The organism is Thalassotalea fusca, from assembly GCF_053485835.1.
In genome coordinates this window covers 99,347-116,193 of sequence record NZ_JBQRUN010000003.1, presented here as the reverse complement: position 1 = coordinate 116,193, position 16,847 = coordinate 99,347, and the positions used below count along the sequence as shown (strand labels likewise).

Annotated in this window: 13 protein-coding genes; 12 read left to right on the top strand and 1 reads right to left on the bottom strand. The window is 40.4% G+C overall.

All coding sequences use genetic code 11. The features are described from left to right. The 12 genes from ACSLUK_RS04880 to ACSLUK_RS04825 all read left to right on the top strand — a co-directional run bounded on the left by ACSLUK_RS04880 (window position 1) and on the right by ACSLUK_RS04825 (window position 15,761). Window positions 1-948: a hypothetical protein gene (locus ACSLUK_RS04880; RefSeq protein ID WP_448547401.1), complete on the top strand. Its 948-nt coding sequence runs from the start codon at window positions 1-3 to the stop codon at window positions 946-948. Next, on the top strand, window positions 945-2,150 hold the full coding sequence (locus ACSLUK_RS04875) for a TIGR04063 family PEP-CTERM/XrtA system glycosyltransferase (RefSeq protein WP_448547400.1): 1,206 nt from the start codon (window positions 945-947) through the stop codon (window positions 2,148-2,150). Before ACSLUK_RS04880 ends, ACSLUK_RS04875 begins: the two co-directional genes overlap by 4 nt. Beyond that, on the top strand, window positions 2,150-3,238 hold the full coding sequence (locus ACSLUK_RS04870; RefSeq protein ID WP_448547399.1) for a glycosyltransferase family 4 protein: 1,089 nt from the start codon (window positions 2,150-2,152) through the stop codon (window positions 3,236-3,238). Before ACSLUK_RS04875 ends, ACSLUK_RS04870 begins: the two co-directional genes overlap by 1 nt. A gap of 4 nt (window positions 3,239-3,242) precedes the next feature. Next, window positions 3,243-4,601, top strand: coding sequence for a phenylacetate--CoA ligase family protein (locus tag ACSLUK_RS04865; RefSeq protein WP_448547398.1), 1,359 nt, complete (start codon window positions 3,243-3,245; stop codon window positions 4,599-4,601). Window positions 4,602-4,722: 121 nt separating this feature from the next. After that, on the top strand, window positions 4,723-6,048 hold the full coding sequence (locus tag ACSLUK_RS04860; protein WP_448547397.1) for a putative O-glycosylation ligase, exosortase A system-associated: 1,326 nt from the start codon (window positions 4,723-4,725) through the stop codon (window positions 6,046-6,048). Next, complete coding sequence (locus ACSLUK_RS04855; RefSeq protein WP_448547396.1) at window positions 6,041-6,994, top strand: polysaccharide deacetylase family protein; 954 nt, start codon at window positions 6,041-6,043, stop codon at window positions 6,992-6,994. The genes ACSLUK_RS04860 and ACSLUK_RS04855 overlap by 8 nt, the downstream gene beginning before the upstream one ends. Before the next feature lie 2 nt (window positions 6,995-6,996). After that, complete coding sequence (locus ACSLUK_RS04850) at window positions 6,997-9,291, top strand: heparinase II/III family protein (RefSeq protein ID WP_448547395.1); 2,295 nt, start codon at window positions 6,997-6,999, stop codon at window positions 9,289-9,291. After that, entirely contained in the window at window positions 9,281-10,714 is a 1,434-nt protein-coding gene (locus ACSLUK_RS04845) for a right-handed parallel beta-helix repeat-containing protein (protein ID WP_448547394.1), read from the top strand. The genes ACSLUK_RS04850 and ACSLUK_RS04845 overlap by 11 nt, the downstream gene beginning before the upstream one ends. A gap of 1 nt (window position 10,715) precedes the next feature. Then, window positions 10,716-11,918: a glycosyltransferase gene (locus ACSLUK_RS04840; protein WP_448547393.1), complete on the top strand. Its 1,203-nt coding sequence runs from the start codon at window positions 10,716-10,718 to the stop codon at window positions 11,916-11,918. A gap of 3 nt (window positions 11,919-11,921) precedes the next feature. Continuing rightward, window positions 11,922-13,451 carry a lipopolysaccharide biosynthesis protein gene (locus ACSLUK_RS04835; RefSeq protein WP_448547392.1) on the top strand — a complete coding sequence of 510 codons (1,530 nt, stop codon included), beginning with the start codon at window positions 11,922-11,924 and terminating at the stop codon, window positions 13,449-13,451. Continuing rightward, entirely contained in the window at window positions 13,441-14,601 is a 1,161-nt protein-coding gene (locus ACSLUK_RS04830) for a carboxylate--amine ligase (RefSeq protein WP_448547391.1), read from the top strand. The genes ACSLUK_RS04835 and ACSLUK_RS04830 overlap by 11 nt, the downstream gene beginning before the upstream one ends. Beyond that, on the top strand, window positions 14,598-15,761 hold the full coding sequence (locus ACSLUK_RS04825) for a DegT/DnrJ/EryC1/StrS family aminotransferase (protein WP_448547390.1): 1,164 nt from the start codon (window positions 14,598-14,600) through the stop codon (window positions 15,759-15,761). The genes ACSLUK_RS04830 and ACSLUK_RS04825 overlap by 4 nt, the downstream gene beginning before the upstream one ends. On the opposite strand, the gene ACSLUK_RS04820 is transcribed toward ACSLUK_RS04825, so the two are convergent. Further along, complete coding sequence (locus tag ACSLUK_RS04820; protein WP_448547388.1) at window positions 15,750-16,826, bottom strand: hypothetical protein; 1,077 nt, start codon at window positions 16,824-16,826, stop codon at window positions 15,750-15,752. The two genes, ACSLUK_RS04825 and ACSLUK_RS04820, sit on opposite strands and share 12 nt — an antisense overlap. Between the last annotated feature and the right edge of the window lie 21 nt (window positions 16,827-16,847).

Genomic DNA, 16,847 nt, shown 5'->3' with positions numbered 1-16,847 from the left:
ATGACTAATACTATTAGTATCTCAATTTTCGCCTATCGTGAAGGCTTACAAGTGTTGAGTAAATCAATAGCCTCTTGTATTACTGCCGCCCAGAATTATTCGGGTAAGGTAATTATTAATGTCCTTGTTAACGGCAATGAACTTTTATTTAATGAGTTAGTAGAGTTTTATCAAGAAAACTGTTTAACGAATGATCAGATAGAAGTAAACGCTTACTTTTTTTCATATGGTGATAAGGCAAATACTTGGAATCAATATTTTCACCTAATTAAAGCTGAAGCGGACTTACATGTCTTTATTGATGGTTATGTTTATGTTCAAGAAGATGCTTTCAAAAAACTAGACGTTGAATATCAGTCATCCCCTTTTATTGCCGCTTCAGGTGTACCTACTGTGGGACGCAGTGCTAAGGCATTGAGAGAGGCCATGATTTCGCATGGTGGTATACATGGTAACTTTTGCATATTAAGTGATACAGCGGTAGAGCAAATTAGACAAAGAAGCTTTCGAATCCCCTTGCGTTTATATAGGGTGGATGGGCTTGTAGGGGCTATTATTAATTTCAATTTTTCGCCTAAAGACCAAAAGTGGGATAGCACGTTGATTCGCGTGATTCCAGATATTAGTTGGGGCTTGGAAGAGAAAAGCATGCTTAATCTGGAAAGCGTACTTTCCCAGCTTAAAAGGTGGAAACGTCAATATCAAGGTGACTTTGAAAACAAAGCTCTTCGAGAGTTACTAGCAGTGAAGCGCATAGCCATTGGTGAACTCCCGAAGTCAGCCTTTGATTTACTAAAAGGCTACTTGCTAGCTAACCCCTTGACTAAAATGCAGCGATTAATGTCGCCAATTAAAGCAAATGTGTACGACGAATTAATATCGGCGTGCGATTCGTTTAACCTACCATCAAGTGATGAAATTGAAAAATATAGGATGGTAAAGCTTTGAAAGTACTACACGTTTTAGATCATTCAATACCTTTACACAGTGGCTACACTTTTCGCACGCGCTCAATTTTAAAGCAGCAGCGCCTCGCAGGAATTGAAACTTGCCATGTCACGAGTCCTAAGCATGGTAATGCGGAAAAAGAAGTTGAAGAGGTTGATGGCTTAACTTTTTACCGTTCTGCACAACCCAAAGGACTGATGTCTAAGCTGCCAGTGTTAAATCAACTAGCGCTTATCAAGCCGATGACAGAACGAATTCTTGAAGTTATAGAGATAGAAAAGCCGGATATTATCCATGCACATTCACCTGCTCTGAATGGTTTAGCGGCACTCAAAGCATCGAAGATTTCAGGCTTACCGGTGGTATATGAAATTCGCGCGTTTTGGGAAGATGCCGCGGTTGATCATGGCACTTGTGCGGAAGGGGATTTACGTTACCGTTTAACGAGAGCGATGGAGACCCATGTTGTTAAACATGCCAATGCGGTAACTACTATCTGCCAAGGGTTAAGAAGTGATCTAATCGCACGTGGATTCCCCGAGTCTAAATTTACGGTAATACCCAATGCTGTAAATGTTGAACAATTCGATGTTATTACGGAAAAAGACGAAGCGTTAGAAAAGGAACTTGGTTTAGAAGGTTGTGAAGTACTTGGCTTTTTAGGGTCCTTTTATGCCTATGAAGGGCTTGATTTGACTGTCGCTGCGCTTGCCGATATTGCGAAAACCAGAGACAACGTGCGATTACTACTTGTTGGCGGTGGTCCACAAGAAGAGAACCTAAAAGCACAGGTGAAGTCACTTGGTATTGAAGATCGTGTCATCTTTACTGGCAGAGTACCTCATGCTGAAGTCGGCAAATATTATAGTTTGGTAGATTTGCTGATTTACCCAAGAAAATCAATGCGATTGACTGACTTGGTTACACCTTTAAAGCCCTTAGAGGCGATGGCACAAGGTAAAGTAGTGCTTGCTTCTGATGTTGGTGGCCATCATGAAATGATTGAAGACAATAAGAATGGCTACTTATTCAAGGCTGATGACATCAACCATTTATCGGAAAAGATAGCTGCGCTGATTGAACAAAAAGACCAGTGGCCGACAATTGTCCGCAATGGACGAGACTATGTGGAAAATATTCGAAACTGGCAAACCAGTGTAAGCAATTACTTACCGCTATACCAAGGCTTGGTGGCTAAGTAATGGCGAGTACGATTAAGCGTGTCACGATCGTTGGCCCTTTGCCACCACCAGCTGGAGGTATGGCTAATCAAACGCGTAAACTGGGTGAATTTTTAAGATCTGAAAATGTTGAAGTAAACATTGTGCAGGTAAATGCATCGTATCGACCCAAATGGATAGGAAAGATCCCTGTGGTTAGAGCGTTTGCACGTTTAATATCGTATATATTGGTACTGAGAGCTGAGCTGTCGAAGAGTGACGTAATTCATATTATGGCTAACTCTGGCTGGTCGTGGCATTTGTTTGCCACACCCGCAATTGTGATTGGTCGAAGTCTCAAAAAGCCCGTTATCGTCAATTATCGAGGGGGCTATGCGCGTGCTTTTTTCGAAAAATCATGGCGGTCAGTTAATTGGTCGCTTAAGAAAGTGCAAGGAATCGTTGTGCCATCGCCTTTTCTTGAAGAAGTTTTCGCTGATTTCGGTTATCAAGCGGCAATAGTACCAAACGTATTGGACGAAACGCTATTTTATCCAGTGAAAAAACCAGTTTCAGCGCAGTTACACGTGATAGTGACGCGCAACCTAGAAGCCATTTATGACGTTGCTACAGCGATTCGCGCGTTTGCATTGATCAAGCAAAAGTATCCACAAGCAAAATTATCCGTTGCAGGGACAGGGCCTGAACTAACGTCATTACAAACGCTGGTCGCTGACTTGTCATTGACAGGTGACGTTACATTTACAGGACGCTTAGGCCCTAGTGAGATGGCGCAATTATATCAACACGCGGATCTGATGCTTAACACCAGTACTGTGGATAACACACCTAATTCTATTATCGAATCATTAGCTTGTGGTACGCCTGTGATTTCAACAAATGTTGGCGGTATTCCCAAGCTGGTTCAGCACGAGCACGATGCATACCTTGTCGACGTGGCTAACGAAAAGAAAATTGCTGAATATGCGTGCAAAATAATCGAAAATGAAGACATTAGAGCCAACCTGATTGAGAATGGACTGACTACAATCAGCAAATTTTATTGGTCAAACGTTTGGCAAAAATTGCAGAATTGTTATTGTCAGGCGATAGAAAAAAACGAGAGTTAACATCATGTTTAGCCGACTATATACCAAATTAGTATCATCAGTGTTGTTTCCACTGCATGAAAAAATGAAAAAACACCAAACGGTGTCAATTAATCGTGCATTGGAAAAGTCTCAATGGTATTCGCAAGATAAGCTAGCCAAGCTGCAATTAGAACGGTTGCGCTCGTTTTTGAGCAAGATCGGTGAAAATGTTCCTTACTACAAATCGTTGTTTGAAGAGAAAGGGTTCAAGCCTGCAAAATTGACGTCCGTAGAACAGCTATCTGAACTTCCATTTCTCTCAAAGGCGGTAATTCGTGACAATTTTGACCAACTTAAAGCGCAAAACGGCGGTGAAGTTAAGCCTTTCACTACAGGTGGTTCCAGTGGCACACCGTTAACATTTTTATTGAGTAATGAACGAGTGAGTCATGATGTAGCCGAAAAATGGCGAGCAACTCGTTGGTGGGATGTGGATATTGGCGACAAAGAAATTGTTGCTTGGGGCTCTCCCATCGAGCTCGGTGCCCAAGATAAGGTCAGAATTGCGCGTGATAAGCTGTTTCGGTCAACGCTTATTCCAGCATTCGATATGGATGAAAGCAAAATCTTGCATTTCATTGATGAAATCAAACGCATTAAGCCGAAGATGTTATTTGGCTACCCCTCTGTTTTTAGTCTTATCGCCAAAACCGCCCAAACGCATAATATTGATATGAATGATGTTGGCATCAAAGTGGTGTTTGTTACTTCTGAGCGTCTTTATCCGTATCAACGAGAAGTCATTGAACAAGTGTTTGCTGCGCCAGTGGCCAATGGCTACGGAGGCCGAGATGCTGGCTTCATTGCACATCAATGCCCCGGTGGAAAAATGCATTTATCCGCAGAAGATATCGTTGTTGAAATCGTAGATACAGAAGGTAATCCTGTTCCTGTGGGCGAAAAAGGTGAGATCGTTGTCACGCATCTAGCGACATCCGACTTTCCGTTTGTTCGCTATAAAACTGGGGATATTGCCGCGATTGATCCAGAGCCTTGTAGTTGTGGTCGCGGATTACCTGCGCTTAAAGAGATTGAAGGTAGAACCACTGATTTTATTGTTGCTGAAGACGGCACCGTCATGCACGGGCTAGCGCTTATCTATGTGCTACGAGAGTTGGAAGGGATTGAAGAATTCAAAATTGTTCAAGAAACTAAATTGTTAACGCGAGTGCAAGTTGTACCAACTGATACGTTAACTGACAAATTGAAAACACAAATAATTGATGGGTTTAAAGCTCGCCTTGGCGACAATGTACAAATAGCGTTAGAACAAGTCGACGCCATTGCAGCGGAAAAGTCAGGTAAATTTAGATACGTTATTTCAAAAGTAGAGGCGGCGTAATTATGGAAAGTTTTCTTTGGGCCTGCAACTTGTGTGCTGTTGTCTATTTGTGCTTTTGGGCTTTAAAAGAAGACGATAAGCCTGATACGAACGAAAATTCAAACGAAAAAGGTGATGATAAGTGAGAGATCTACTTTTTATAGTCATATTTCCACTTTTGGTTTATGCATCATTCAAAAGACCATTTATTGGAGCAGCGATGTGGCTATGGGTTGCCATGCATTTTCCAAATGGTTGGGTATACGGCTTTGCAGGCTCGTTCCGCTATAACTTACTTATCGTAATTTTTGCATTTCTTTCATATGTTTTTTGGAAGGACAAAGGGAAAGTAAGTCTAGATAAAACATCCTTCTTAATAGGGCTTTTTCTTGTTTGGACGCTAATTACTAGCATATTTACGATATCTTTACCGGAATTTGTCTGGGCTGAATGGATTGAATTTCTAAAAATAACACTACTCTACTTTTTCTGCATTGCGGTGCTTCGCAAAAAGTTACATATAGACGTGATGATCTGGGCATTAATCTTTTCGATCGGCTTTTATGGCTGCTTAGAAGGGCTTAAATATATTGCTTCTGGTGGCGGACATCGAATTCACGGACTTGCAGGGCACGTATTGGGTGATCGTAATGAACTAGCATTATCTTTTAATATGTTACTGCCGTTGATGCTGTATATGGCAAATGTCACCGAAAAGAGATTTATACGCCTAGGACTTTATATGGCGGTGGCTCTTTGCGTGGTAGCGATTATAGGCACATATTCTCGCGGTGGTGTGGTTGCCTTGATTATTGTTGCTGGCTATTTTTGGCTACAAAGCAATCGTAAATTACTTTACAGCTGCCTATTTGCGCTAGCTGTAGGGATTGGTAGTAATTATATACCTTCAGAATGGTCTAATCGTATGGACACTATTGACGAGGCTACAGAAGATGGTTCTTTTTTAGGTAGAGTACTGGCCTGGAAAACGGCGGTGTTGATTGCTAATGACAACCCTATTACAGGTGCAGGATTTAAAGGTGGCCAGCTATCAACAGTTTGGCATAACTACGAAGCATATCGACACTTTAACGGTATAGTAGACACTTCGCATATGTCTGAAACGGGCTTTAAAGCGGCTCACAGTATCTATTTCCAAGTATTAGGCGATCATGGGTATGTTGGTTTATTTATCTTCTTAAGCATCTTGCTTGTTGGCTACCTTAAGGCAACAAGGTTATCACGATACTTAAAGAAAAGTGGTCAAGATCCCAAGCTGATTAATTTGTGTGACATGATACGCGTATCTATTGTGGCATATTGTGCTGGAGGTGGCGCGGTGAGTCTGGCATATTTTGATATGCTCTATGCACTATTTGCCATTATTTACGCCATTGAACACCATGTAGTGAAGGTTCCAACAAAGGAAGAAATGGTCAAGAAAAGAAGGGAGAATCATTTTGCTTAGTTGGCTTTTAAAGCGCGTTATACGACATTGTTCAAAAGGACCGAACGGTAACAAACTTAATGTGCTCACGTATCACCGGGTTGATGAATACGTTGATCCCCTGAAGCCTCACACATTAAAGCTGTCGTTATTACGAAGCCAGCTAAAATGGCTTAAGAAGTACTTTAATGTGTTATCTCTACCAGAAGCGATTGAATTAATGGAGAGAGATGAGCTGCCTGCTGGTGCTGTTTGTATTAGCATTGATGATGGATATAGCGATTGCTACTACCATATTTATCAAGCATTAAAAGAAGAGTCATTAACTGCAAATTTTTTCATAACTACGGAGGGTATTTCGGAAGGCGGGTTATGGGATGAATTTGTTATCAATGCGATATCATTTGCACCAAATACGCTCGACAAGATTCACCTAAATAATAAAGTTTATGATATCTCTACATTTAGGAAGCGCCAAAACTGTCAATCTGAAATACTGGAAACCATTAAATATATGACATTGGAAGAGCGTCGGCTTGCCATTGACAATATTTATAAACAAACACAAGCCCCTAAACCAATACCAGCGTTTTTATCACCAAATCAAATAAGAGAAATGCATGACAACGGTATGACGATAGGTGCGCATACGCATAATCATCCTATTATGCAGGTTGAAAATATTAGCGTTTGCGAAGAACAAGTCACTAAAGGACGTAAGATCTTGGAAGATATTATCGGTGAATCTGTCGATTATTTCGCCTTTCCAAACGGTAAAATCGATAAAGACTTTAATGAGGAACATTGTTTATTACTAGAAAAACTGGGTTTCAAAGGGGCTTTATCAACGAATTGGGGCACTCTCGGAAATTTACATGGCGATAGATTCAAGATCAAACGGTTTACACCATGGGATGAAACAGAATGGCGATTTTGCTTTAGGTTAGCACTTAACTATCGGAATTAATTATGTCCATTCGGCGAGCGTATTTTATTGTTGCCGGTATATTTGCGCATGTGGCACTGTTATGTAGCATTGTACTGGTTGCAAAGTTTTTTGATCTAACACCACAACAGTTTATTTATCGGTTGGCAGAAAAGACTGGATTAGCGCAAGGTATTCTAAGCGATACGCTTGTTAATGAAGCATTTATCGAACAAAACTTTCCCGCCCCCTTGCGCCCTCAATTCATCGGCAACTCTCCCAGAATACTCAAGCAGACCGCTTTTTTGCATAGGAACTCCCCACAGGTTGATCTAACCACTCAACAATATAAAAGTTATGATCCTTGTCGGCATAATGGGCCCATGTGGGATACCGCATGTTTCTTAATATCAAAAAGACCAGATTTGGCAGATGTCATAAAGCAACGAATGCTATTATTTGACATCGTAGCTCCTAATGCTAGTGGACACCATGGTAATGGATGGCAGTTGGCATTTATTTACGACAGTGTGAAAGGCTTAATTACACTGACAGATGGTGACCGGAAAGCTATAGAAGAGAAACTTCTTCAAGCGGTTACACATTACTTACTACTTTTGAATGATGATAGCCCATCGCTTTGGCACGGCCGTACTACACTAACCGCACAAATGTGGCTCAGCTATATTGCGCTTGATGCGCCGCCCGAAAAATTAGCCGAGCAGGTAAGTGCTCATTTCTATGGGATGGTTGAAGCGCTTGAAATCACAGAAGGATGGCCAGAAGGTTACAATTATTGGATCAATGCACGTGCCTTTTATGTTGCGCTGGCACTCTCATCTTATCTCCAAGGAACCGAATCTAACATCTGGCATGCGCGAATTAAAGATGTGATGAAGCGTATAGGTAGGTGGCACGTTTATGCCACACGCCCAGATAACATTGTTGAGGGGATTGGCGATGAAGGACCTAGAATCGATCTTAAAGATGAGACTCGTCGTGTCATTGATATCCTGCATCAATCAATTGACGATCCTGTATTGTCTCAATTTTCTGAGAGGCTTGAAGCAATTCATGGGCGAGAAAGCTATTATCGTGGATATCGGTGGGGGTGGTCATTATTTAATTCACAAGTGATGTATGGAAATTCATCTGCGCTCGTCAATAAGCATTATCCGCAGCCTCCGACAATGGATATCTTTGGTAAGAGTTATTTTGGTCAAGCTTATATTCATCAACATTGGCAACCGGATAAGACGTTTATTACGTTTAGAGCAGGTGATTCATTTACCCATCATGGGCACTATGACAATGGTCATATTAGTTTGTTCAAAGCAACCCCATTGTTGGTTAATAGCAGCCAATACCAGGGTTTTAATCAAGAAAACAGACTCAATTATTCCATTCGAAGTGTTGCTAAGAATACTATTCTAATTAAACGCCCCTCAGATAAGTATGATGATGGTGGGCAAAGAGTTACTCAGCCACTTGGTAGTGCAATCTTAAGTCCCAAACATTGGTATGAACAACGAGTTGCTGGTGCAAACTTGGCTGGTGGTAAAATGGAAGCTTCTTACCATGACGACAATATTTCATTTATATCTTCCGATCTGACTACTGCATACGATAGCACGTGGTATGACAGTCAAGGGAAAGGTGGCAAAGTCTCACTGGTAAAACGTAGCTTACTGTACATTTATGATGCAGATTTGTTATTTATTCGAGATCAGATCAAAACGACTCGTGCTGACTACCCCGTGTCGCTCTTATTTCATTCAGTTAACAGACCTTCAGCTGCTCTTGAGGAGGTTATTGAAGGTGACAAAAACAATGGGATTAGTGCCACATCTACTCAGTGGGTGCAGATAGAAAATGGTCAGGGAAAACTTACGCTGGAATTTGTCGAACAAGCCCAGCGAGTTTTCATGATTGGTGGAAACGACTACCAGTTCTATGTGAAGTCATCTCATTTAGACAGAGGGTCAGCTGGCAAAAATATGGTAGAAGGACTGACGAGTAAAGCTAAGCAACAAGCACCAAACTGGCGACTTGAAGTAGAACTGGTGCCAGAAGGTACAAATCATTCAATGGTAACAGTGGCACGGCCAAGCATAGGTGACTATCGTTATGAACGTACAGAAAAGGTCCAATTAACCAATGGGAATACTGCCTATATAACTGAAGACATCGCGGTATTATTTTCGCGTGATCAAACTGCGCTTACCCAACTTCCTATGAATGTTAAACAAGTGTTCATGTGCGAAGATAGTGAAAAAGAACAGGAACAAACATGTTCGACTTCATTGCGTACAATTGATGGAGGCTGGCATGTTAAGTAGGTTTATTAAGGGGATTGCAAAGTACTTTTACGTGACAGGGATATTGTTTCATGGGTTAATGCTCATCGCGCTGATCATCAGTGTAATAGTGGCCGTGCATACCTACAATCGCTACGACTTACCGCCGCAGGTCTTTTTGGAAAGAGCTAGCGCTTCGTTGCAGTCACATAAATCGCCCCTTTTCAACATTCTCGCTAAACCTGTCGATTATTTGGCAACGCTTATTAGCTCGGAAAAAGTAAATTCGCGATACACATTCGATTTAAATAACGGACTTATTGGTGCGCATGCTTCGGTCGAATCACGAAAGAGCTTACTGGGTCAGCACAAAATTTATGTGGAATCATCTGAAGAACTTTTGACGGCAATTTCAGATGCAAGAGCAGGCGAAGACATAATCATTATGCCCGGTGAATACCGGATAAAACGAGGCCGGATTCACCTAGATGCTGATGGTGAAGAATATAGACCTATTCGACTTAGGGCTCAGCAGTTTGGTAGCGTCAAAGTATTACTAGATAGCTTTGAAGGGTTCTTGATCAAAGGAAATCATTGGCACCTTGAAAATTTACAAGTCATAGGCAGTTGCAACAATCATCGCATGTGTGAACATGCAGTACATATTGCTGGAGCCAGTGGTGTAGAGATTAGAAATAACTTGTTAAGCAATTTCAATTCAATTATTAAGGCGAATGGCGTAGGAGATTCAGCAAATAGGCGATACCCAGACAACGCAATAATTGAAAATAATACATTAACCAATGATTCAGCACGAAAGACAATTAGTGCTGTAACGCATATTGACGTGGTTGCCGGTAATAACTGGCAGATCAGAAAGAACATTTTACTCAACAATAGCAAGCAAGGAAGTGACTATACGAGTTACGCTGCATTTATTAAAGGCGATGCGAAGTCTGGCGTGTTTGAGCAAAACATTGTTGACTGTGAGAACTCGTTACCAAATGATGGCAGTACACGGATTGGTTTGTCATTTGGTGGCGGTGGCACTGGCGAGAATTATTGTCGTGATGGTCTCTGTGAGCAGGAACACTCTGATGGTACAATGCGCAACAATTTAATTCTCAATTGCTCCCAAGATGTTGGAATATATATAAACAAGGGATTTAATACGCTCATACATAACAATACTGTGTTAAATTCACTTGGTATCGACATACGCTTTACACAAAGCAGTGCTCGCGTGTTGAACAATCATATTGAAGGTAGTGTAAGAAGTCGCGACGGAGCGCGTGTTGAAGAAGACAATAATCACATCATGCATGATTTCACGGATATTCAACGCCACCTCAGTCAGTATGATACTGACCTATGTGGTTATAATCGCAATAAATTTAGTCCTGTAGGGGCATTAACTGAGAAATGCTTAGCTCAATTGAAGTTACAAATAGAGAATGCAAAATAATATGAAAAGGATACTGATGGTTGCACTAGATTTTCCTCCTTGTAAAAGTGCAGGCGTGCAACGGACATTAAAATTTGCCGAGTATTTGTTAGATTTTGGCTGGGAACCTATTGTGTTAACAGTGGAACCAAGTGCACATGAAAGTGTTGATGACAGCCAAAAAATTTCGGACAAGATAAAACACGTTTACCGTGCGTTTTCATTTAATGCATCTCGAGATTTCGCTATCAAAGGCAAGTATTTAAGTATTATGAAGGAGCCAGATCGCTGGTGGACGTGGCGATTTAAGGCGATACCACTTGGCAAAGAGCTGATTGAAAAATATAAGCCTGACGTGATTTGGTCGACTTATCCCGTGTCTACGGCACACTCAATTGCCTACCATTTAGCAAAGTGGTCAGGAATTCCTTGGGTTGCTGACTACCGTGATCCTGTACAAAGTCGGTATGATGCTTCGGTAAAATCGTACCTAAATCTTGCGCAACGGATTGAAAAAAAGACGATTACTCATGCAAGCAAAGTTGTTTTTACAACACGTAAAGCCTCTATTCTTTATGAATCTCTCTATCAAGATCTGCCGTTGGACAAGTTTCATGTCATTGAAAATGGCTATGACGAAGGAAATTTTGCTTCGTTACTTAATGGGGTGGAAAAGACTAAAGAAAATGATAAGTTTGTGCTGCTACATAGTGGCGCTGTTTATCAAAATGGGCGTGATCCAACGGCTATTTTTAAGGCGTTAGCCAACCTCAAAAAGCAAAATAAAATTTCAAGCGGCTCTTTTGAACTTAGCTTTAGAGGAATAAATGGCGACGCATATCTGCCACTGGTGAGTACCTTAGGTATTGAAGATCTTGTATCGTTTACTCCTTCCATTAGTTACGTGGAATCTATTAAAGAAATGATGTCTGTTGATGCATTATTGCTTATTCAAGGCCCTTTGTTTAATAATCAAATTCCCGGAAAGCTTTTTGAGTATATCCGTTCGGGACAACCTATTTTAGCCTACACCGCGACTTCAGGTGCTACAGCCATGGCAATGACGGATGTTGATATGGCATATCAAGCTGAAAATCAAGCTCAGCTGGAACAACAAATATTGACGCTTTTGACGATTGAAAAACAAGTGCGTTGCAATATAGAGCGATTCTCACGCTATGAGAAAACTAAACAGCTAGTACAGTTGTTAGAGCAAATAGGGTAATTTGTGTCAGATCTGAAAAAACAAACACTAAAAGGTATTGCTTTTCTAGGGGCTGGTAAAAGCGCTGGCAGAATAATTTCATTTATAAATACGCTAATTTTGGCGAGAATATTGGCGCCTGAAGATTATGGCCTAATGGCGATGGCAATGGTTGTTGTCGGTTTTGTTAGATTTTTTAACGATGTGGGGTTTGGTAGTGCAATTATTCAAAGAAAATCTACCTCGCAAGAGCAGTTGTCGGGTGTATTTTTCTTAAGTCTACTCATCAGTAGTACTTTGTTCGTACTTTGTTACTATTTTGCGCCACAGGCCGCTGAATTTTATGAAAATGATGAGATTACGTCAATATTACAGGTTATCGCTGTGACGTTTATTTTCGGTGCGTTTAGATCAGTACCTGAGGCGTTACTTGTTAAAGAAATGAGATTCAAACTGTTATCCGGAATTGAGTTTCTAAGCATTCTTATACAATGTATTGTGACTTTATTGTTCGCTTTATGGGAGTACAAGACTTGGTCTCTGGTTTGGGGGTTAATTGCAGCTTCACTATTTAAAACAAGTGTTACTGTTATTCTTTGTCAGTGGCTGCCTAGCTTAAATACCAACATTAAAGGTGCATTTAGCTTACTTAGGTTTGGGCTAACTGTCACCTATTCCAGACTAACTTGGTACATGTACACCAACGCACAGGTTTTAATTTTGGGTAAAGTTGTGGGAGATAAGCAAACGGGAATATTTTCAATGGCTCAAACTCTTGCAGATTTGCCTACAGCACACATTACGAACTTGGTAATTCAAGTTGCCTCTCCTTTGTTTTCAAAGCTCCAAGATAATTTAAGCGGAATGAACCATGCATTATTAAAGTTAACTGCTGGACTCTCGCTAATCACATTTCCTGTGTTAGCTGGTATGATGCTTACTGCAGAAGAATTGGTTCCTATACTACTAGGTGAACAATGGTATGAAGCTGTTATTCCCATGCAATTGTTATGTGTCATGGCATTTTTTAAGTCAATTGATCCGTTGTTGACACAAGCATTCATATCGATAGGAAAAGCTAATATCACTGCGCGCTATACGACCATTTGTGCTGTATTCGTACCTGTTGCTGTGTTAATTGGCAGTTATTGGTATGGGGTGAATGGAGCAGCTACGTCACTTGCAATTATATACCCTTTATTAATGTTGATTTTACTAGTTTTGGCTAAGAGAGAATACCAACTATCTATTTTGTCTTACGTAAAACAATTAGTGACTCCCATTACGGGCTGCTTATTCATGGCGTTTGCCATTTGGGGTGTTGATGTTCTTTGGTCGCAAACGGAAGAAGATACATCCCTTTATTTAACATTCTTCACCAAAGTTATTATTGGAATTGTCAGTTACTCATTGTGGATAGTATACATCCGTAGAGATGGCATTGAACTGTTGACAGGTGTGTTAGTAGATTTGGGAATTTCAGAGCGCCGATTAAACATGTGGCCGTTCAAAAGAGGTCTGGGGGTTAGAGAAGGAATAGCAGGTGAAAAGTAAAAGTTTTCATAATACCGAGGTTGTAGTTGTAGGAGCTGGCATAAATGCACTTGGGGTGATGCGCTCACTAGGACAGGAATTTTGTACAGCATTGATAACTCAAAAGAATACGTTAGTTAGCCGAACGAAATATGGAACAAAATTCTATGTAGATACTACGACCGATAAACAAATCATTGAAGATTTAATCGCTTTTGGTAGGTTAATCGCCAAGCCAAGCGTATTGTTGTTAACTGAGGAAAAAACGGTTGAATTAGTTAGTGAAAACAGAAAAAAATTGGAACAGTATTTCTTATTTGACTTCCCTTCACATGAACTACTAACAGATTTACAGTCAAAATCTCAATTTCAGTATCTTGCTGAAAAATACGAAGCTCCTATACCCAAAGCGGTATTTTGGACTGCTGAATGCAGTAATGCTTTATTAGATGTATTAGATTTCCCATGTGTTTTTAAGCCCTTACGTCAAGATAAAGCCTATAGTAAGCAATTTAAAAAAGCTTATAAGGTGGAATCTATCGAAGCTGTATATGCACTCTATAAAGAAATAGCACCAGTTATGCCCGATATGATAATACAAGAGTGGATTACGGGTGAGGACAGCGATATTTACTTTAATATTATTTACTTTGATAAGTTGAGTAACCCTGTGATTGGTTTTACGGGGAGAAAACTACGCTCTTGGCCGCGAGGAATTGGTGGAACTGCTAGTTGTGTTGATGCGCCTGAAGCACACGCAGAACTAACTAGATATACTTCTAAGTTTGCCAAGGATACGGGCTTTACTGGCCTCATGGGAATGGAATATAAATTTGATACTAAAAGGCAAGCGTTTTATATGATTGAGCCTACAGTAGGAAGAACAGACTATCAGCACGAAATTGCAACATTATCCGGTACTAATATTTTAACTGTAATTTGTAGTCATTTATTGGGACGAAAAACCGAGAATAAACAAAGAAATTCTGACAAAACTAGTACTATATGGTATGACGAAATAGCGGATGCTAATTCCTTAGCTCACGGCTCACCCACATTTGATAATTTGGATGTAGTTAAGCACGGAGCTGTATTTCGTTGGTATGACTTAGGCCCATATATTTTTAGGCTTAAAGAACGAATCAAATCGAAGATTATAGGCTACAAATGATCCGCACTAACGTTTGTCATTGGGGAGCTCTTGAGTGGAAAGCAATTCTGTCAAGCATCTTCGAACCTACTCGAGGTGAGACTAAATACCAAACATTGCTTGTAGAAATGCTTGAAGCACAGTATCAATGCCACGTTGTGCCTATGAACTCTGCTCGTGCAGCGCTAAAGATAGGACTAGATTATGCTGGATTATGTAAGCCTCCAGCTATTGAAGTAATCATACCTGAATATATTTGTACAAGTGTTCCTGAAACTATTCTTCGTGCAGGATGTATCCCAGTAAATGTCCCTGTTGACAAATATTTGAATATTGATGCATCAAAAATAAGAGAATTTATTAATCCAAAAACTAGAGCAGTAATAGCTCCTCATATGTATAGCAAGCCAGCTGATATAGAGCATATAGAGACTATTTGTCGTGAAAACTCTGTATTCTTAGTCGATGATGCGGCACAAGTGGCGGGGGTGGAGGTTAACGGTAGGAAACTAGGAACGTTTGGTGATATGGGAATCCTGAGTTTTGCACAGGCAAAAACTATCGTCACTGGCGTGCAAGCGTCAGGGGGAGTCCTTTTTTCTAATAATGAAGATCTATTAGTCTATTCGAAGAAATATGCAGCGTCTTTATTACCAGCACATTCTAGGTGGCCAAATTTAATTCATTTTCTTTGTAGTTATTATTTTCAGGGAGTCTTCAAGAACCTTGATTACTATCTTCAACGCATTAAGCAAAAAAGAACGAGCGCTACTCTTGATCACTATGCACCCCGTCAAATATCAGAATTGGAAGCTAGTATTGCCATATGCCAGTTCAAGTCTCTTGCTCAAAGGAAGTGCAAGATTAAAACGATACTTGATTGTTACCGAAGACGTATGGGGCAATTTAAAACATTTGAGTTTATTCAATTGACTAATGATATTAATTATCTATCTAGGCTAATCGTCAGAACACGTAAACTATCTCCTGAAAAAGTCATACAATTCTTAGCTAGTCGAGGAGTTCAAGCTAAAAAGGCCTATGGCAGAGGGTCGGAGGCATATGATTGTTCATCTATTTCGGGGTTATTCGAATTACCTTTACAAAATTTAACTGAAAGTGAAGTTGGCAAAATAATTGAATCTCTATACTTACTTGAAGAGTCCAAGTCAGGTAACTGAAAGTTTCGACAGTTTACATGAATTACTTCCTGTATTAGTTGATGTGAAAAGAAAGCTGTCATCAGGCACAACACCTACTGGAGGATATATGTACGCATACTTAGAACCGTTTACTCTAGGCGTTGCTTCATATGGAAGTGATAGCCTTTTTTCCCAATTTAGACCGTCGGGACTTATCCAAATTGCAGCTTCTTTTTCGATTGGTTGACGGCATAATGGCTCGAAATTCGTTGTAATGATAATCTTGCCCGTTAATGTACGAGTATGGTGGTAAGCTGGACTACCGATTTCTTGGGTACGGGTACGTTTTTTTGTCTCAAAATCGTAATGGTACATATAGTTAATGTCTTGTGCGGAGGCATCTTGGCCAGCATCCATTCCCCATACCAACGCTTTTTCTAATACCACCAATGAAACCGCACGCCAGGTTTGATCTCCACCTTGAAATCTTTTTACGTTTTGCATCTCAATGTCTGCAGTGTAGAACCACGACTGCTGGTCACTATCGCCTGTAGTTATCCAAAACTGTTGTCTATAGTCATCCCAAAATACCCCATGCACATGTTTAACGTCTTCAATGGGAAAAGATAAGCACTTCTCAAACGTTCGCCCATCATTTCCGACTTTGAAAATTGAACTTTTGCGAGTTAAATCGTTTGAGTAATCACCAAAAAAGCAATCGCCATTGTTGGGATTAACTGCGATTCCATTTCTTAATGGGGGCATTGCATCACAGTCTGAAAAGCGGGCGACAACTTTGGCATACTCGCTATTATCATTCGGATCAAATCGATAAATCTTATCGTAAAAAACAACAACAACTTTGGAGGCAAGTTCAACTACATGTCCGATGCCCATTGAAGCCTTGATTGTTGAGATTAACGGGTTTGTTGAAATCTTGTGCTTTATTTTGTCTTTGATGGACGAAGAGTTTGGCGGTAATTGGAAGTATTCTTCCATTTCCTTAGTTTGGTAAAAATAGCGATAGACTGTTTTGTCTCTTACACATAGGCAGTATTCACTATTAGAGAAATGTGGATAAATGTTTTTTCCTAGGTATTCCATTTCTAATCGACGAGGAGCTAT